We start from the raw sequence: 19786 nt of genomic DNA, 5'->3' as shown, positions 1-19786 counted from the left end.
ATTGTCTAACTTTTGGGGTCAGTACATTATGATTTAATACCCTCAAAATAGCAACCATTCTCACGATTGTTCAATAGATTTAAACCTTTTCAAGGACAGACTGGATTACCCAAGTTTTGCGATTTCCGATTTGGACAAGGACACCATCACTTGGTGGGTCAATGGCTAACACTTTGAAGTTACCTGGAATAGTAAAGGTCTCACCAGGATTGAGGTACTGGTCTGAAGTAGGATTGCCTTGTCCATCAACTTCAAGAACAGGTCCAGGATCAACGATATTGTGTTTGGTTGGTGTGCCTCCAGCTAAATCTTGACTAGTGATGTTATTTCCTACTATAGATGTTACACGGAAAGTTCCTGTGAAGCGAACCGTATCACCAACTTTGATAGAAGAGTTAGTAGGATTTCCATTTTGAGCCCCTGGTTCGAGGTCTTTAAAATGGATATAACCAGACACTTGACTCTTGTGGAAACTACGTTTGTGATATTTCTCAGGCCCTTGACCTGCATCGTAGTTGTACTCCTCAATGGTCACCTGATCACCACGAACTTCCGCAACCCAAGCGACATGTCCCATGTGACCTGCTCCATTGACACCAGCTGAGAACCAGGCGATACTCCCTACGGCTGGATTCATGTCGACACGGTAACCATTGGCACGTGCAATGCTTCCCCATGTAATGGCATTCCCATAGCCTACAGGTAGGTTGAAACCATTAGTGTTACTGAGGCGATAGGCTGCAAAGGACGTACACTGACGCCAGTACATGGTCCAAGGGTCAACACCAAAGCCCCCATATTTCCAAGAGGATGGATAGTCATCTCCGAGAACAGCCGCCTGAGCAGAGCTGCCACACGAAACCGAAACAGTCGCTAGACAGGCTAGCGGTAAAAGACAATTTAGTAATTTTTTCTTCATTTTTACCTCCACCTATCTATTCGCAGTTTTTCTGGAAAATGGAGGTAATTTTTGCGTTTAAGCTCCTCTTAAGCTGTTCAGGCTATACTATCATCAATCCTAAATAACTTTTTTCATTTTCATAATCTCCCAAGAAGCGATCCAAGTGGCCGCCTTTTATATGCCTTGAATATACAATATAAGTGCACAAAAAAGCCAGGAAAATTTCCTAGCTTTTGAGGTATTATCTTAGTGTTTACGTTTGTAAGTTGAGATACCGAACAAAGCCAAAGCTGATGTCACCATAGCTGCACCTGCTGCTACAGAAGCTGCTGTTGATTTTTCACCAGTAGCTGGAAGAGTTGGAGCTTCTTCTTTTACAGGTACTGATGTTGGTATTACAGGTACTGATGTTGATGTTACAGGTTTACCTGGAGTTGGTTCTGCTGGAGTTGTTGGTACTTGAGGTTTTGGTTTCTCAGTTGTTTCTTCAACAGATACAAAGTTTTTGTGGTAAGTAACTTTTGCTGAAACAGTATTTGGAAGAACTGGTTTGTTTGGTTCTTCTGGCAATTCAGGAACAATTACAGATGAATCTGTCGCAAACCAATAAGCGATTGGAACATTAAGGTTATTTCCACCTGCGATAAAGTCCATTGGTTCACCCTTGAAGATTGTTGTAGCAGCACCGTAGTAGGCATTCTTCGTACGAGGCGTTCCGTCTGAGTTAATCGCATCCCAACCTTCATCTGTGACTTCACCAGTTGTTGGATCCACTGTTGGATCACTGTTAAAGCGTGAACCGTTAGCAACAAATTCGTTATCGTTTGTTGCATAAGCATAACCATCCTCATGCAAAGTGATAGATGAACCAGGAATTTGAACGTATTCATTACCATTCAAACCAACTTTTTCAATGTGGTTTCCAAGCTCAGTGTTCCAGTGGTTAAGTGAAGAGATACTCAAAACTGAACCGTTCTTAGACAAATCAAGTGGTGTCACAGATGACTCAGAATCAAAGAAGTTCAAGTTCATCTTAACGTGAAGTTTTTTATTAGTGTCGTCAGTTTGTGAACCAATGAAAAGTGTCTTAGTTGGATCGTGGTACAACTTAACAATGGCTGAACCATCTGTACTTGGTGTTTCTACCAAAGTGTAAGTTGCAACAATTTTCTTAACTGGAGTACCATTGAATGATGTTCCGTTTATGTTGTTGTATGTTACAGTCAATGTTTGACCCGTAGCCATCTTCAACCATACATCTTCAGTGTATTCACCGTCAGCATTGATAGTGTATTGTGTACCGTTAGCTGCACTGAAGTCACTTGGAATGTAACGAGATGTGTTGAATTGTTCAAGGATTTCATCTACTGAATGACCTGATTGGATTGTTTTATCCAAGTAGTCAACAGAACCTGCTGAGTTTTCAACAGTCATAGTAGCATCAGATTCTGTTTTATAAATCAAGCCAGTAGCATTTTCAGCCAAGCCTTTTGTCAAAAGACGAGCTGTTGTTCCACCAGTGTACTCTTTGTATGATTTTTCCCAAGCAGCATAAGCAAGAACGTCTTGGTAGTATTTATCCAATTGTGTCTTGTAATCTGCAAGTTTTTGTTTATATTCTGAAACCGCAGTTGTCAAAGCTGTTGTTTGAACTTTGTTGTCATTGTTAGCAGCTTCAACGCTAGTGTGTTTAACACCTGCTTCTTCTGTAGCTGTGAATCCCCCTGTTGCAACAACATTTGCTTTAGCAGATGTAAGAGCTGCATCAGCTTCTTCACGAGTCAATTTATTTTCAGAAACAACTGTATTTGAAGCTTCTTGAGCATCTCTAGCTGCTTGATCTTGGACAGCTTTAACATCAGCAGAATCTTTTGATGCTGCTGCAGTCATTGTTGCAGCTTTAACAGCGTTATCGAAGTCAGGATTTGAAACTTCAGCAATAGCTTTAGTTGTTGTTTTTACAGTAGTATCTGTTTCAGTAGTAGTTTTTTCTTCTGTTCCAGGTACTGTAGTAACAACTGCTGCATCACCTGTTGTCTTAACAAGATTAGCACTTGATTCTGCAGCCGTATTTGATACGGTTGCATCAGCATCAGTAGTTGCTGTTACATCTTTAGCTTCATCTGCAGCTGCTACACTTGTAGCCGCGAGTCCTGCAAGCAATACGCTTGAATACAATGTTGTTTTAAATGGATTGACTTTCATTTACACTTTCTCCTTCTTGGTTAACATTTTTAACCTAATTCTTCACCGCCTAATATACTACCGTGATTTTTTAAATTTAGCAATAGTTTTCTGAAAAAAATATTATATATTTGCTACACGTTTTTAAAATTTGACACACTTTTGTTATATTTTAATCATTTCTTTACAATTTAGTGTAATTCGTAAGGCTTTTAAAGAGTTTTTACTTAATACTTTCTTATAGCTGTTCATTTATTTCTCATAATAAACCGTTTCAACGATAGAATAGGCTTCCTATTAGAAACAGGTCATCAAGAACTGGCCTCTTCATAACTAAAAACACATAAAAAAACACCTTCAAGACCTTGACTTTAAATGTTTTTCGTCGTATGCTTGAAAAAAATGTTAAGAAAGTTGGGGGACTTTTCAATGACAAAAAAAGAAATGAGATTGCTGATCCTTCTTGGGATTAGTATTATTTTAGCGAACCTTGTACTGCGTTTGATTCTTAGGCCTCTGCCTGAGAATATTGGTTATCTCATTAAAACGCTTGGCCTTATGTGTCTATACTATTTCCTCGTACAGAGACGCCTTGGATTAAAGATCAAATCGACTAAAAAGATACGTTGGTCTGAAACCTTAGGGGTTTGTTGGTTTCTTCTTTTGGCAGATTTCTTCTATGTTTCTGCGGTTGCTTTGGGGATCAGTAAAGCACCTCATATGATAGGAACTGCCTTGGTTATTGCCTTAGGAGCCGGGTTTTTTGAGGAATATTTTTTTCGTGGACTTTTCCTTAAACTCGCCTTCCAAGATGGTATTAGATCTTCAAAACAGGTTTTAGGAGTCGTTCTCTTGTCTGCCTTATCTTTTGGTTTGGCCCATCTCGGGAATCTCACTCATCAACCCTTGAATGCTACCCTGTTCCAAGTTTATTATGCGACAGCTATAGGAATATTCTTTGCTGCTATTTACCTACGTACTGGTAGCCTCTGGTGGACTATTATTCTGCACTGTTTGGTTGATTTTGCCAGTGTTCTTCTCTCGCAATCAACACAGGCTGCACCAGCTACAAGTATCTGGAATTTCATTTTCTGGCTACCTTTAATTGCCCTAGGACTCTTCCTTATTCGTCCTAAAAAATTGAAAGCCATTAGATATCTTAATGATTAATATTTCAAACTGCATCCCATAAGTTAGATTTTCAGTGTCTAACCTGTGGATGCAGTTTTTCATTTATCAGAACTGCTTTCTTACGACTTATCTCAATTTCCATAATTACTCCTAAAACGATTTAATCATAGAAATTTCATATCAGGTCTTCATCTATTCCTATCAGAATTTTGCTGATTTTAGACTTCTCATTTTGTTATAATATGACCTACAATCATATCTTTTCAAAGGGGATGCTTATGAATTTTCAACAATGTCGCTATGTTCAGACTATCGCTGAAACAGGGTCTTTTAGTAAGGCTGCTAAAAAACTCTTTTTGACTCAGCCTAATCTCTCAGCATCCATCCGTGACTTAGAGGAAGAACTTGGCGTCCAACTCTTTGAGCGTTCCAATACAGGAGCCAAACTAACTGATGACGGTCATGATTTTCTCAAATACGCCAAACGTATTCTTGGAGAGTTAGATCTCCTAGAGGGACGCTACCGTAAATCATTCAAGAAATCATTCACTGTTGCCAGTCACCACTACGATTTCTTATCACTTCCTATGGCTCACATTGCCCAACGTTTTCGTAGTGATTATCAAGAATTTCAACTGATTGAAACAACGACTAGGAAGATTCTCAAAAGCGTTGAAAGCTTCGAAAGTGACCTGGGGATTATTTATCTAGATGAAGACAACGACCATATCCTAGAACGCAGTTTCCAACACATGGATCTGACTTTCACCCCACTCGGAGAGTTTGAAACTAAGATTTTCTTAGGTCGCCAACATCCCCTAGCTCACAAAAAATCCCTCAACCTCAAAGATTTAGAGGGATACCCACAGGTCCGCTTTCGTCAAGAAAGCTCTGGAATCCATTTTGACGAAGATCCTCTCGAGGTTCTGCCTGACCAACAAGTGATTTACAGTAATGACCGAGGCAGTGTCATGAATTTACTCTGTGCCTCAGATAGTTACGCTTCTGGCCTCGGTATTGTTAATAGTTTCATTAAGGACCAAATTGTTTTACTTCCACTGAAGAACAGTCCAAAGCACACCTTGGGTTTTGTGACCAATAATAAACAGAAACAATCCGCAATTATTCAAGCATTTATCGAGGAAATTCAGGATAGCTTACTACCCCACCACTAAGGAGAAGAAAATGGAATTTCAAACACTTAATAATGGCATCAAAATACCTGTGCTTGGTTTTGGTGTCTGGCAAATTTTCGATCAAAAAGAATGTCAAAAAGCCGTTGAAGATGCTCTTTCTGTAGGCTTTCGATTGATTGATACTGCTAGTCTTTATCGAAATGAGGAAGCCGTGGGACGTGCTATTAAGGCATCTGGTATCCCTCGCGAGGATATTTTCCTGACTAGTAAAGCCTGGATTAGCCAGCTTGGCTACGAAGATACCAAATTAGCCCTAAAAGAAACACTTCGCAAACTAGATACTGACTATCTTGATTTATATTTGATTCATCAACCTTTTGGCGACTTACATGGTGCCTGGCGTGCTATGATTGAGCTTAAGCATGAAGAACTTATTAGAGCCATTGGTGTTTCTAACTTCTCAACAGGGCGTTTGACGGATTTTGCCTTGCAGACACCGGTCATTCCAGCAGTCAATCAAATCGAGTTGCATCCCTATAAACAACACAAACTGATTCAGAAAGCTGATAAGGAATTCGGCACCCTAACGCAAGCCTGGGCTCCTTTTCATAGAGGAGAGGATGGTATTTTTCAGGACCCAACTCTGACTGCTATTGCTGAAAAACATGGCAAGACAGTTGCCCAGGTCATCCTCAGATGGCAAACCCAACAAGGGATTTTGACCATTCCTAAAAGTACCCATATCGAACGGATGAAAGAAAACTTTAATAGCTTCGACTTCCACCTAGACCAAGCAGACCTTGACGCTATCAGTAAACTAGACCGATACCCTGATGCCTATGGTCCTGATGAAAGTGTGGAACGCATTAAGCATTTATTGAAATATAGTGTATAAAAAAACGAGTTCGACTGAACTCGTTTCAGAATGAAGACAAACATCGTTTTTGATGTTTGTCTTTTTTATATTCTTACCTAATTCTCCTATAATCCAATAATATTGAGATATTTGGGTAAAATTATAGGTCTTTCCTGTCATCATTTTTACCAATTTTTTGATATTTAGACACGCTAAAGTAAGCCCAACCTTAGCTTCCATTTTGGACTTTCCTTTTTCTCTGGTATAACGTAAGTTATGATATTCTTTAGCTGTTCCGAATAACCGTTCTATCGTTTCTTTCCGGTGTTGATACCGTTCTTTCATACCACTTTGATGGCGAATATCTTCACAGACTTCTAGGGCATCTTTCCAAATATGACGCACAACAACTTTTTGGTGCTGGCGACTTTCAGTACAAATCGCTAACAAGGGACAGGTCTTACAAATTTTAGGATTACTTTTATACTCTCGATAACCTTCACGTGTGGTTGTACGATAAGTTAATACATGGTTCTCTGGACAAAGATAACAATCAAAATGCTCGTCATAGACAAAGTCTTTTGGACGTAAAAAATCTTTCTTACCTCTTGGTCTAGTGTAAGGGAAAACTGGTGTAATCCCTTTTTCTAGAAGAAACTTGGCAATACTAGGTGTTTTATAGCCTGAATCCGCAATAATGAATTCAGGTGAGAATGGTTCTAGTTTGACAAAAAGAGCAGAGAAAGCCTGACTATCATGGATGTTTCCTGCTTCAACCGTATAAGCTAAGGCCCAGCCGTGTTTATCACAAGCTACTTGAGCATTGTAAGCGAAGACTTCCTTATGTTCCCCCTTATGAAACCAACCACTGTCTGGGTCTGTCGTTGATTGTTTCTTAGGTTTAGCCTCGCCTTTTTTGGCGGGCTTTAAGAACTTTTTTGCGTGTTTTTTCCTATCTAAATTAATCTCAATCTCCAGTTGTTCACTCATGAATTTAGCTTTTTGATCAATAACAACAGTTTTGTACTTATGATTATTAGCAGCTGCCTTGATATGGGTCCCATCAATGAAGATTTCTGAGGGATCAATGAGCCCTGCTTCCAAAACATGATGAAGCACATGACTAAAAATGTGTGCTAACACTTCCTTGTTTTCAAAGCGTCGGCTATAGTTCTTACCGTAAGTTGTAAAATGAGGCACCTTATCGTCCAGAGATAAGCCAAGAAACCAACGGTAAGCCGTATTCACCTCAATATCTTTAATGGTTTGGCGCATAGAACGAATGCCATAAAAACATTGAATCAACGGAATTTTAACTAATAAAACAGGGTCTAGACTAGGGCGACCATTATCCGAGGAATAACTATCTTCGACAAGATCATAAATAAAAGAGAAATCAATCGTTTCCTCGACTTTTCTTAGAAAATGGTCTTTAGGCACAAGTTCATCAAGCGTATAGAATCCTACTTGACGTCGATTGTATTCAGGATTTTCTTTGTGAAACATAGGAACACCTCATCAAATACCTTTTTCTTTTATTATACTCCTTCAAAGCAAGAAAAATCCCCAGAAGTATAACTTCTGAGGACTTTGTCTTCAATCTGAAACGAGTTCGACTGAACTCGTTTTCTTATACACTAGGTCCTCTTAAGACTTCCCTTAAGAGTAGATGATTTCCGGTTTTAAGGAAGCAAAACTTCCAAGCACTCAACAAAGATGTGTTTCAAGCGCTTTACTCACAACCGAAGATTAGTAAAAAACAGTTTCCCAATTCAAAAAATTGATAAACTATTTTTTATGATATTTTACCCAATCACACTTCCGTTTGGAACCGATGAATCTACTGTCAAGACAGTGAGTTTGCCGTCATGTTCTGCGGAAAGAATCATACCTTGGCTGACATATTTCTTCATCATCTTACGTGGTTTGAGATTAGCCACGACTTGAAGTTTCTTGCCGACCAATTCTTGTTCGTTTGGATAGAATTTAGCAATACCTGAGAGGATTTGACGATCTTCACCGTCACCAGCGTCAAGACGGAAGCGAAGCAATTTGTCTGAACCTTCGACTTTTTCTACTTCTTTAACTTCAGCGACACGGATTTCAACCTTGTCAAAGTCATCAAATTTGATTTGGTCTTTTTCAGACTTAAGTTCAACCTCTTCTGGGTTCCATTCCTTCTCTTGAGGTTTGCCTGCGTTCATTTGAGATTGGATGTAGGCAATTTCCTCGTCCATATCCAGACGTGGGAAGATTGGAGTTCCTTTTGAAATGACTGTCACATTTTCTGGGAATCCTGAAAGTTCAAGATTTTCAAGGTCAAACGCTCCTGACAATCCGAGCTGTTCCATAATGGCATTTGAAGTGGTCATCATGAATGGTTGAATGAGGTGGGCAACGACACGAAGACTAGCAGCCAAGTGAGCCATAACTGCTGCCAATTGTTCCTTGTCACCATCTTCTTTGGCGAGAACCCATGGAGCTGTTTCATCAATATACTTATTGGTACGTGAAATGATGTTCCAAACGGCGTCCAAGGCACGTGGGAAATCTACAGCGTTCATTTGTTTGTGGAACTCTTCGATATTTTCAGCCACAACCTTGGCCAAATCAGCATCAAAGTTTGTAACGTTTTCAACATAGGCAGGTACTTGACCACCGAAATACTTGTTGATCATGGCAACTGTACGGTTGAGGAGGTTTCCAAGGTCGTTAGCCAATTCATAGTTAATACGAGCCACATAGTCTTCTGGTGTGAAGGTACCATCTGAACCGACAGGAAGACTACGCATGAGGTAGTAACGGAGTGGATCAAGACCAAAACGTTCTACCAACATTTCTGGATAGATCACGTTTCCTTTAGACTTAGACATCTTACCGTCTTTCATGACGAACCAACCGTGGGCAACAAGACGTGTAGGCAATGGCAAATCAAGAGCCATAAGGATGATTGGCCAGTAGATTGAGTGGAAACGAAGGATATCCTTACCAATCATGTGGATGATTTCGTGGTTTTCATCATTTTGCCAGAATAAATCAAAGTTACCATGCTCATCCTGACCATAACCAAGGGCAGTGATATAGTTGATAAGAGCATCAATCCACACATAAACCACGTGTTTTGGATCTGATGGTACTTTTACTCCCCAAGTGAAGGTTGTACGTGACACGGCCAAGTCTTCCAAACCTGGCTCGATGAAGTTTTTAAGCATTTCATTCATACGACCATCAGGTTGGATAAATTCTGGGTGTTCTTTAAAGAAGGCAGTCAAACGGTCTGCGTAGTTACTGAGCTTAAAGAAATATGATTCTTCAGAAACAAGCTCTACTTCATGTCCTGATGGAGCTACCCCACCAATGACATTCCCTTGCTCATCACGGTAAACTTCTGCCAACTGACTTTCAGTGAAGAATTCTTCGTCTGAAACTGAATACCAACCTGAGTATTCACCAAGATAGATATCTCCTTGTTCCAAAAGACGCTCGAAAACTTGAGCAACAACTTTTTCATGGTAATCATCAGTCGTACGGATGAATTTATCGTATGAGATATCCAAAAGTTGCCAGAGGTCCTTAACACCAACAGCCATACCGTCCACATACTCTTGTGGTGTGATTCCTGCTTCTTCAGCCTTTTGTTGAATCTTTTGGCCGTGTTCATCAAGCCCAGTAAGGTAGAAGACATCATAGTTCATCATACGTTTGTAACGTGCCAAGACGTCACAAGCAATGGTTGTATAGGCAGAACCAATATGCAATTTACCAGATGGGTAGTAGATAGGTGTTGTGATGTAGAATGTTTTTGTCATTTTAATTTCCTTTCATGTGTTAACAAATGGGCTAACACTGATGATATAACATCTTATTATAGCACGTTTTGGACACTAAAAAAACCAGCTAAGCTGGTTTTAAACATTACTAGTTTTGGAAGCGCTTTTTATCAGCTCTGACATCACGTTCATAGTCATAGTCTAATTTTTTCACGTCATCCTTTGAAAGACGTTTAAAGCTTCTTTCTTCTGTAAGTTTGCCTTTCTTATTATAAGTTGTGACGATCAATTTATCACCCTTAACCTTGTATCGAACGGTTTCTTCAAGAGACTCTTTGTAGGATTTAACGTAAATCTTTTTACTTTCATCGTTATCAGCCTTAGTTCGGTATTCACTTATTTTGTATTGATTATCTACCGCTTGGTCAATGACTTTAGTGTATTCAGATAGTGACATGGTTGGTTTAAGCGTTCCAGACCAAGCATCTGGACGGTATGATTCGTCAGTATCATAGTCTGTAAAGTCAACCAGATTGTTCCCGCCAGCTAAGGTATAAAAATAAAATTTAACATTATTACCTTTGACTTTAACAAAATCATGAGCCTCTAGACCACTTTTCTTGAAAGATTCCATACCATCAACCATTTTCTTCTTATCTTTATGGTAAAAGCGATAAGTTTCAAGCAGATAGGTTCCTTCAGGTATTTTACCACCTTGCAGGTGCATAAACGCATAGCCACCAAATGAAAGCGCCACTAGGACAATCGCCCCCAGTACAGAAGCAATAATAATTTTAGCTTTCTTAGACAAGCCTGTCTTAGCAGGAGCAACTTGTGAAACGGGTTGTGTTACTTGGTCACTCAACTGAGCTTGCTGTGGATTAACATCCTCGTCCCTAGACTCTTGAAAAATAAATTCCCCATTAGCTTTTGCTTGTTGGATTTCTTCCTCTGTCGGCTTACGATTATTGATCGTTTCGAAATAATCTAACCACTCTTTTTCGTTCATAAAAGTCCCCTTTTTCATTGATATTTCCATTCTACCAGAAAAAAGACTCCAAAGCTATTTGACTATTTTCATATAAAGAAAAGCGATACCAGAATGGAGTTTTAGCTCTTCTTCTTGTACCACTTTACTCATTTACATCATTGGCTGATTAAATTTTATCACTAGATTTTTTACTACTATCACTTGAATCTGATTTTGATCCACTATTCTTACCGTCATTATATCCGCCATAGGTGTCACCATAGTCATTACCATAACCATAGCCGTAATCGTAGCCATAACCATAACCGTAGTCACTATATTCGTCATACTTGTCACTAATCTCTTTTAGGTCTTTCTTGTAATCCTTAACGGCATCATCATAATCATCCTTACGTTCTTCACCATCTTCCCGGCTCATTAGCTTATAGGTAGTAGTCATTTTTAACTTACCCTTTTTATCATAAATATTAAGCGTAAATTCATCGCCATGTTTTACGTAAGTGCGTGTTTCTTTAAGAGTATCTTTATATTCACTAACTGCTGTTTTTACAGTTTTCTTAACATCATCTTTTGAGTAGAAAGAATACTCTTTAGACATTTTTTTCATATAATCAGTGACAATATCTTTAACATCATCTGCACTAAGTACTTGACTTTGAGTTCTGTTCCAAGGATCAAATTTCTGAGGAATCGATTTCTCATTTTGAATTAGACTAATTGAAGATTTCCCATCGCTTTCTAAATAATTGTAATGATTAGATTGATTTTTCTTTACAACTAAAAAATCTAACAATTTTGTGTCTTCATCCTTGTATTCTTTAATGCCGTCGACCATTCTATTCTTATCTTCATTGTAATAAGAAAAACTTACTACCTCATATGTTCCATCCGCAATCTTACCTGATTGGTAGCGCCATAGTGAGTAGCCCCCAACAATAAGTAAAATCGCTGCTAAGGAACCAAAGACTGATGCCAAAATAATCTTAGTTTTCTTAGACATACCTTTTTTAGCAGGTACGACTTGTTGGAAGGTTGCTGTTGTTTGGGCAAACTGAGGCTGCTGCGTCATCGTTATCACAGGTTCAGCTGGCTTAATCGGTCTTTGCTCCGTCACCTGTCCATTTGAGCCAAAGACATTAGGTCGTTCAAGGATAAACTCGCCTGCTGCCTGAGCTTGAGCTAACTCTGCGGGAGTTGGTTTGCGACCGTTGACTAATTCAAAGTACTCAATCCACTCTTGCTGGTTCATAATAATCTCCTTTTTTATTGGTCTACCGTTCTATTGTACCAAAATAAATGGTGAAATAGTATTTGACAATTATCATAAAGACTGTAAGGTTTTTTAATAAAACATTAGGTTATGATTCCCGATAGTAAAGAGGTGCTTGATCGGTAAGTGGTTCAACGCCAGATGGCATAATCCCCATAATGCTCCCTGTATTTATAATGCTTCAAGGCATACTCATAATCCCAATCATAACCACTTTTGACCTCTTTGGCTTCCTCTGAGCTCAATCGTTTAAAAGTTCTACGCGACTCAATATGTCCATCATTAGCATAAACAGTCAGAACGAGACCATTAGGGAGCTTTTCATAAGTTCTTTTTTGCTTCAACATTTTTTTATAATCGTCTATACACCTTTGGACAGATACTTCTTTTACTCTTGAATACTCCTCTCCCTTTTTAGAAATCTTATCAATATGAGACATCACTAGAGCTTTATATTCAGAGACTGTTAAATCCTGTTTTAAAGTCCCTGTACGTGGGTCAAAAGTCTGTGGGAGCTTTTCATCGTGCTCAAATGATGAGACAGAAGGTTCCCCATCCCCATAAAAAACATAATAAAATTGAGATTTCATATTCTCAACTACTATAAAATCCTCATATAAGCTATCATTATTCTCTCCCCGCTTAGTCCGATTTATCAATTCATTGGAATATGCCGATTTAGTCTCGTATTTTATCATCTAATAAGTACCGTCTGGAATATAGTTCTCTTGATACTTCCAAAATCTTCCCTCTCCTATGGCTATCAAGACTGTCGCAACAAATCCAAGCAATACAATGATAGCAATCTTCCATTTTTTTGCTTTAGTCATACCTCTCCCCCCTTACTGGCCTGTTATTCAATACTATTTTACCAAAACTAGGGGAAAAGCTAATGACATGACTGTAAAGGAAAAAGAGGCTGAGAATACCACTCTCAAACCTCTTTTTAGCTATTTATTTTTTAAGATCCTCAGCACCAATAACTGGGTATTCGGTCAATCCTGACGCTGCTTCTTCTTCAACCTTGTTTGCTTCTTCTGTTTTTTCCTCAAAGTCAAGCTTAGGTGCATCTTTTTCATAGGCATTAATGATATCAGCTACAACTGGGTGACGTACGACATCGCTAGCAGAGAAGTGAACAAAATCAATAGCCTTGATTCCCTTCAATTTCTCCATAGCATCGACAAGGCCTGATTTAACACGACGTGGCAAATCAATCTGACTCATGTCCCCATTGACAATCATCTTAGAATTAAAACCAAGACGGGTCAAGAACATCTTCATTTGCATGATGGTTGTATTTTGTGCCTCATCAAGGATAACAAAGGCATCCTCAAGGGTACGACCACGCATATAAGCGAGGGGGGCAATCTCAATAATTTCACGTTCCATAAGGCGGGTCGTCTGCTCCTTACCGAGAATTTGATAAAGGGCATCATAAACAGGGCGAAGGTACGGATCCACCTTTTCCTTGAGATCACCAGGCAAGAAACCAAGGCTCTCACCCGCCTCAACCGCCGGACGTGTCAGAACAATACGTTTAACTTGACCACGTTTAAGGGCTGTAACCGCAAGGGTAACCGCTAAAAAGGTCTTCCCTGTACCAGCTGGACCAATTCCAAAGACCACATCATGGTTTTTAATGCTATCAACATAAACCTTTTGTCCTAAAGTCTTTACTCGGATAGGCTTACCACTGTTGTCCTTGATAATCTCTTCTTCATATAAAGCAACAAACTTGTCAATCGAACCATCTTGAGCCATGGTTAAGGCTGCGACAACATCTGAAGTGTTGACTAGCATTCCACGCTCCACCAAAACAAGGAGAGCTTGAATGGTCAAGCGAGCCAATTCAACACTTTCCTCGTCATCTCCAAGGATCTGCACACGCTCTGTTCGAGCATGAATGATAACATTTAGGTTTTCTTCAATAAGTTTTAGATGGCGCTCATTGGTCCCAAAAAGTGACAAGACATCATCTGGGTGATTTAGGGTAATTTCAACAGAATACTCTTGCAAATAGAGTTCCTCTTTCTTTCGTCTTTTTCTCCATTATATCAAAAAAATCACGCCAAGCGTGACTTTTTGTAATTCTTAATTATGCGTTAAATGACACGTGAACGTGGTCATAGTGGTTTTCAGTAATGCTACCACGGTCAGGCATTTGGTTCCAAGTGTTTGCTGGTCCGTAGATATTATCTACTGGTGCGTAGAATTGTTGTCTGTAGATGATATATGAGATACCTGCATTTGAGATATTGTCTACTGCATATTGAGCGACTTGATTACCAACTTCTGAACCAACTGGAACCATAACGTCAACGGCAAGTCCTTGACCATGGTCTTGTGGATCACCTTCACGGTAACCACCGATATCAGTAAGACCGAATTGTGCTGCTACATCTTGACGGAAAGCTTCAGCTTGTGGTTGAAGGTGTGGATCCGTTGGAAGTGTATTCGTTGATGCAGGTTGTACTGCTGGTGCCTCTGAAGCTACTGGTGCTTCTGATGCTACTTCTGATGTTGCTGCTGGTTCTACCGCTGGCTGTTCTGCTGGTGCTTCTGAAGTCGCTGGTGCCTCTGAAGAAGCTTCTGATGTTGCTGCTGGTTCTGCCGCTGGCTGTTCTGCTGGTGCTTCTGAAGTCGCTTCTGATGTTGCTGCTGGTTCTACCGCTGGAGCTTCTTCTTTTACTTCAGGTTGTGCTGGTGTTTCATCAGCTGGAGTAGTTTCTGCTTCAGGTGTAGCCTCTGCTGACGCAGTGACATGATCAATAGCATCAGCAACTGGTTGTTCAGTTTCTGCGTATGCTGGTGCTTCTGATGCTGATGCGATAGCTTCTGTTACTTCTGAAACAGCTTGAGTTGACTCTTCTGTAGCAGGTGCTTGAGTAGCTGTTGTGCTTACTGTTTCAACTGGAGCTGTCAAGTCCGCTGCAACTACAGATTGACCATTGACAGTCACTTCGTTAGTTGTCAAATTAGCTTCTGCAACTACAGGTGTAGTTGATGTTTCTGAAGCTGGAGTTTCAACTTTAACAGAGACAGCTTGATTATCAGCATTGTATGTTGCTGTCAAGACTGTCCCAGGGTAAATCAAATCAATGTTTGTGATTTGATTGATGTTAGCCAAAACATTCACATCGATACCCATTGCTTCAGCGATACTTCCCAAAGTATCACCGTATTGAACTGTATAAGTTTGTTGGTTATCACTTACAGCGATATCTGCTTTGATTTGATCTACTGAACGTGCCACCCAGTTTGAAGTTTCATCGGCATGTACATGACTTGCAGCAAAAAGTGAAAGTGCTGCGGTTGAGTAAAGAAGTGCCTTTGTTGTTTTAGATTTTGATAACATGTATAATTCATTCCTTTTTTAACAATTTTAACATATACAATAATACCACACTTTTTGTCAAAAGAGGGGTGATTTACTGCACTTTAAAGCAATTACTAACTAGTTGTAACAAGCCTAATTTATTGAAAAAAAGCTGAGATATTTGTAAAAAATTGTAACAATTCATACCAATTCAAATGGTAATTACTTTTTAAAGAAAATGCTAAAAGCCATTATGCTTATCGTAGACTTAGTCGCTATTAATGAGCCAGATAATCTTCCCAAATCTGGTCAAACTGCCCCAAATTAAAGGAAAAACTAGCTTGATCTTCCAAGTAACGACTAACTTCTTCGAAGTCATCAGTATGCTTCGGGAAGGTTGAATCTTCAAAAGCCAAGTCAGCCAAGATTGCTACTGGTTCATTGGACTTTGGATTACGCTGGGCCATCAACCAAGTATAAAAGGATTTTCTCATACTTTCTCCTAACCGATTAACTCTGTTCCAAACTGATCTTGTTTGATTTTTTTAGCCTTCATCAGACCACCTAGGGCTTTCTTAAATTGTCCCTTAGAAATACCGAAGGTTGCCTTGATATCTGCTGGTGATGACTTGTCATTAAGCGTCATAAAGCCACCATTGCTCTCTAAATAAGTCAAAATCATCTGAGCATCATTTTCAAGCATTTCAAAAGAACGTGGTTTAAGAGAAAGATTGAGGGTACGGTCAACTTCTCTGAACCCAATCACACGCGCTTCAAGGATCTGACCTAAGCGTGGCTCAGCATAACGTTCTGAGGGATGGATGAAACCAAGCATGTTATTCTCTGGTAGATAAACAAAGGTTCCTGAGAGTTTGAGACGGTAGGCAATGGCTGGCCATTTTTGGTTTTGCATATTATCGTAAGCGGGACCAGCCATACGTTGAAAGACCTCAGGTTCAGCAGGAAGCCCCCAAATACGGTCTTTTTTATCCACATCGAGTTTGATATAGAGCTTGTCACCTTTCTTAGGCCAAAGCTCTTTGAGTTCCGGTAAAACATCAAGAGAGACAACAATCTCCTTATCTGGAATTCCCACATCTACAAAGACACCCAAATCCTTACGAACTTCAGTGACCTCTCCCCAATCATAAGAATCACGAGTTGCTTTGATTTCCTTTTGAGTCAGACGTGATTTTTGCTTGCTATCTGTATAGGCGAAACCTGTCACCATGTCACCAATGGCGTGTTCCCCTTCTTCTTTAAACAAGGCAAAGGTCACACCGTCCTTTTGAACAAAATAAAATTTGTCATTTTCATCTGTTACTAGGGCAGTAATAATTGTTCCAAGTAATGTATTCATCTTTTTCCTCTAAAAAGAGAGTCGGACAAGGAAGCTAACATAGTCCATGCTCTTTTGCTTCTGTCCCACTCTCCTTATTTTTCTATTGATTAAACAGTAAGGAGTTCTTTTTCCTTTTCTGCTGTCATGCTGTCAATCTTCTTAACAGCGTCATCAGTTGCTTTTTGGATATCTTTTTCCAAAGCTTTCAATTGATCTTCTGTGATTTCTTTGTCTTTTTCTTGCTTCTTAGCTTCATCCATAGCATCACGGCGGATGTTACGGATAGCAATCTTAGCATTTTCACCGACTTTTTTCACTTCTTTAGCCAACTCTTTACGTGTTTCTTCTGTAAGTGCTGGGATAACCAAGCGCACAACAGAACCATCGTTAGCTGGGTTAATACCAAGATCAGATTCGTTGATTGCACGTTCAATATCAGCGATTGAGCCTTTATCAAATGGTGAAATCAAAAGGACACGTGCTTCAGGAACAGTGATTGAAGCCAATTGGTTAAGTGGTGTTGGGGCACCATAGTATTCTACAGTGATACGGTCAAGAAGTGATGCATTGGCACGACCTGCACGGATAGATCCAAATTCACGGGCCAATGACTCGTGTGAGTGGGCGAAACGTTCTTTTGCTTTTTCAATAATTGCGTTTGTCATAAATTCTCTCTTTCTTATTTGTGTGATTCTGCTTTGTTAGATACAGTTGTTCCAATTTGTTCACCAAAGATAACACGTTTGATGTTTCCTGGTTCGTTCATATTGAAGACAACAAGGTCAATGTCATTATCCATTGAAAGGGTAGAAGCTGTGGCATCCATAATTTTCAAACCACGTTTGATAACTTCCACATGTGTCAACTCGTCAAATTTAACAGCATCAGCGTTTTTACGAGGGTCGTCATTGTAGACACCATCAACGCCGTTTTTAGCCATAAGAATAGCATCAGCTTCGATTTCAGCTGCACGAAGAGCCGCTGTTGTATCTGTTGAGAAGTATGGTGAACCAATACCTGCTGCAAAGATAACAATACGACCTTTTTCAAGGTGACGAAGGGCACGACCACGAATATAAGGCTCTGCCACAGATTTCATATCAATCGCTGTTTGAACACGCGTATCAACACCAAGTTGTTTCAAACTATCTGCCATAACAAGGGCATTCATAGTTGTTCCAAGCATTCCAGTATAGTCCGCTTGAACACGATCCATTCCTGCTTCAGCTGCAGGTTCTCCACGCCAAAGGTTACCACCACCGATAACTAGAGCAATTTGAATACCTGAATCCGCTACCTCAGCAATTTCTTTAGCCATAGCTTGGACAGTTGGAAGATCAATCCCAACACCTCGTTCACCAGCTAGAGCTTCACCTGAAAGCTTAATGAGGACACGTTTGTATTTTGGTTCTGCCATGATTTCTCCCTATTAACTATTTTGTTTTATGATTTGATTCTTAGCTGAGATTTATCTTTCCTAAGTCGTCCATTACCAGCCTTTTAAGGTGGTTAAGGGGGACCCATTCGAGCATCTCCTTTTTATGATTAGGATAGGAAAATGGTTTCTTTTTTGCAAAGAAAACACTAAATCTTCATCCTTACTATTTTATCATAAATTAGGGTTTTCACCTAGTCAAATATTTAAAAAATATCCTTACAAGATAACCGTAAAGGTGATGGTGTCATTTTTATAAGAGGCAAAGATACGCCCCTTAAATAATTTGACCATGCTTTGAGCCATGGAGAGGCCAATACCAAACCCCTTGTGTTCTCTGTTATTATGGGATTCTTCGATACGATAAAAACGCTCAAAAAACTTACTATAGTCAACATCCTTACCATCTTTATAGGTGTTTGACACTTCTAGACGAGCCCGTTTTCGTGTCCTTCCAATCTGACGGAGCCTTACGGTTACAGTCCCTTCTGGATCACAATACTTGTTAGCATTATCCACAAGGAGGGTTACAAGTTCAAAGAGAGACTTCTCCTCTGCTTTCACATGAATATCCGGTGTGATGTCCATAACGAAAGATTTACCATCTCGAACGACAGGCCCCTTAAAGTCCTCTGCTGCATCCTCAGTAATATAGGAAAAATCTACATCTTGAAGAACGATATCCGGCTGCTCCTCCAGACGAGATAGGGCTACCAGAGAATTGATTAAAGTGGTCAAACGTGCCACCTGGTCATTCGTCGACTTGGTCCACTCATTCTCTCCAGTCATGAGTTCTTGTAGCTCCGTATTAGCAGAAATAATGGCCAATGGTGTCTTTAATTCATGACCAGCATTGGTAATAAAACGTCGCTGCTTTTCGTAGTTTCGAATGAAGGGACGAATGACAATTCCTGATAGGGCACTGACAATGATGACAAAAAAGATAAAGCCAAACATTGATAAAAGGATAGAAAGACTTAACAAGGCTTGGGAAGAATTATAATAAGAGGTTGTGTCCAGAAAGACCACAAGGATCTTATTTTTGCTGACTTTACTAACCTGATAACTGAGATTAATATTTTTTTCTCTAATGGTTCCAAGAGTACTCGTCATTCGGCTAGCTGCACGGGCATAAGTAGCGGCCTCTTCATCATTTATCAAGGAAGTATGACTGGTATCCTGACTGACCACTTCATCACCAGACAAGGTCGCGCTGAAAAAACGAAAACTATCTGATGGAATTTCACGCCCTTGATTGATCTCAATTTTTTTCGTTTTTCCAAAACTACCATTATTTTCTGTGAGTGTATTGAGAACCTTACTAATTTCCTGCTCCGTCTGAAAGGACCTCACAGTATTGATGATTCCCACCGTAAAGACCAAGATAAAGAGGATAGCCAAGGAAGCAATCGTAATAAATTGAAGTCGTAAACGTCTAAACATGAGCTACT

The 19786-nt window shown here is 39.7% G+C and carries 18 protein-coding genes; 3 read left to right on the top strand and 15 right to left on the bottom strand.

The genetic code is table 11. From position 1 onward, the window contains the following. Positions 1-79: 79 nt before the first annotated feature. Entirely contained in the window at positions 80-919 is an 840-nt protein-coding gene (locus NSQ79_RS02220) for a CHAP domain-containing protein (protein WP_002886729.1), read from the bottom strand. A 228-nt stretch (positions 920-1147) separates the two neighbouring features. Beyond that, a complete protein-coding gene (locus NSQ79_RS02215) occupies positions 1148-3106 on the bottom strand; it encodes a GbpC/Spa domain-containing protein (RefSeq protein WP_049529149.1) in 1959 nt (652 codons plus the stop codon). A gap of 408 nt (positions 3107-3514) precedes the next feature. On the opposite strand from NSQ79_RS02215, the gene NSQ79_RS02210 reads away from it, so the two are divergent. The 3 genes from NSQ79_RS02210 (at position 3515) to NSQ79_RS02200 (ending at position 6247) form a co-directional block, all read left to right on the top strand. Then, entirely contained in the window at positions 3515-4255 is a 741-nt protein-coding gene (locus tag NSQ79_RS02210) for a CPBP family intramembrane glutamic endopeptidase (protein WP_002886723.1), read from the top strand. A gap of 239 nt (positions 4256-4494) precedes the next feature. After that, entirely contained in the window at positions 4495-5391 is an 897-nt protein-coding gene (locus NSQ79_RS02205; RefSeq protein ID WP_002885507.1) for a LysR family transcriptional regulator, read from the top strand. A 10-nt stretch (positions 5392-5401) separates the two neighbouring features. Then, a complete protein-coding gene (locus NSQ79_RS02200; protein ID WP_002886720.1) occupies positions 5402-6247 on the top strand; it encodes an aldo/keto reductase in 846 nt (281 codons plus the stop codon). Here NSQ79_RS02200 and NSQ79_RS02195 read toward each other — a convergent pair. The 13 genes from NSQ79_RS02195 to NSQ79_RS02135 all read right to left on the bottom strand — a co-directional run bounded on the left by NSQ79_RS02195 (position 6227) and on the right by NSQ79_RS02135 (position 19778). Further along, positions 6227-7714 (bottom strand): IS1182 family transposase, encoded by a 1488-nt coding sequence (locus NSQ79_RS02195; RefSeq protein WP_339313778.1) that lies wholly within the window; start codon positions 7712-7714, stop codon positions 6227-6229. The two genes, NSQ79_RS02200 and NSQ79_RS02195, sit on opposite strands and share 21 nt — an antisense overlap. Positions 7715-8013: 299 nt before the next feature. Then, complete coding sequence (gene metG, locus NSQ79_RS02190; RefSeq protein ID WP_049529154.1) at positions 8014-10017, bottom strand: methionine--tRNA ligase; 2004 nt, start codon at positions 10015-10017, stop codon at positions 8014-8016. 109 nt (positions 10018-10126) lie between these two features. Next, positions 10127-11005, bottom strand: coding sequence for a hypothetical protein (locus NSQ79_RS02185; RefSeq protein WP_014633530.1), 879 nt, complete (start codon positions 11003-11005; stop codon positions 10127-10129). 130 nt (positions 11006-11135) lie between these two features. Further along, entirely contained in the window at positions 11136-12218 is a 1083-nt protein-coding gene (locus NSQ79_RS02180; protein WP_002886715.1) for a hypothetical protein, read from the bottom strand. A 152-nt stretch (positions 12219-12370) separates the two neighbouring features. Further along, positions 12371-12829, bottom strand: coding sequence for a hypothetical protein (locus NSQ79_RS02175; protein ID WP_014633531.1), 459 nt, complete (start codon positions 12827-12829; stop codon positions 12371-12373). Positions 12830-12937: 108 nt separating this feature from the next. Then, positions 12938-13069 carry a hypothetical protein gene (locus tag NSQ79_RS02170; protein WP_002886713.1) on the bottom strand — a complete coding sequence of 44 codons (132 nt, stop codon included), beginning with the start codon at positions 13067-13069 and terminating at the stop codon, positions 12938-12940. A 124-nt stretch (positions 13070-13193) separates the two neighbouring features. Further along, positions 13194-14258 carry a PhoH family protein gene (locus tag NSQ79_RS02165; protein ID WP_002886712.1) on the bottom strand — a complete coding sequence of 355 codons (1065 nt, stop codon included), beginning with the start codon at positions 14256-14258 and terminating at the stop codon, positions 13194-13196. 79 nt (positions 14259-14337) lie between these two features. Next, positions 14338-15597, bottom strand: coding sequence for a LysM domain-containing protein (locus NSQ79_RS02160; protein WP_049529156.1), 1260 nt, complete (start codon positions 15595-15597; stop codon positions 14338-14340). 239 nt (positions 15598-15836) lie between these two features. Then, a complete protein-coding gene (locus NSQ79_RS02155) occupies positions 15837-16052 on the bottom strand; it encodes a YozE family protein (RefSeq protein WP_002885591.1) in 216 nt (71 codons plus the stop codon). A gap of 8 nt (positions 16053-16060) precedes the next feature. Further along, positions 16061-16918 carry an RNA-binding virulence regulatory protein CvfB gene (cvfB, locus tag NSQ79_RS02150; protein WP_339313776.1) on the bottom strand — a complete coding sequence of 286 codons (858 nt, stop codon included), beginning with the start codon at positions 16916-16918 and terminating at the stop codon, positions 16061-16063. An 89-nt stretch (positions 16919-17007) separates the two neighbouring features. After that, entirely contained in the window at positions 17008-17565 is a 558-nt protein-coding gene (gene frr / locus NSQ79_RS02145; protein ID WP_002885567.1) for a ribosome recycling factor, read from the bottom strand. A 14-nt stretch (positions 17566-17579) separates the two neighbouring features. Further along, positions 17580-18317 (bottom strand): UMP kinase, encoded by a 738-nt coding sequence (gene pyrH, locus NSQ79_RS02140; protein WP_002885551.1) that lies wholly within the window; start codon positions 18315-18317, stop codon positions 17580-17582. Positions 18318-18554: 237 nt separating this feature from the next. Then, positions 18555-19778, bottom strand: coding sequence for a HAMP domain-containing sensor histidine kinase (locus tag NSQ79_RS02135; RefSeq protein ID WP_049529158.1), 1224 nt, complete (start codon positions 19776-19778; stop codon positions 18555-18557). Between the last annotated feature and the right edge of the window lie 8 nt (positions 19779-19786).

Origin of the sequence: Streptococcus sp. FSL W7-1342 (assembly GCF_037966635.1) — a bacterium.
Taxonomy (GTDB): Bacteria; Bacillota; Bacilli; order Lactobacillales; family Streptococcaceae; genus Streptococcus; species Streptococcus salivarius_D.
This window is presented reverse-complemented; position numbering and strand designations above follow the sequence as displayed.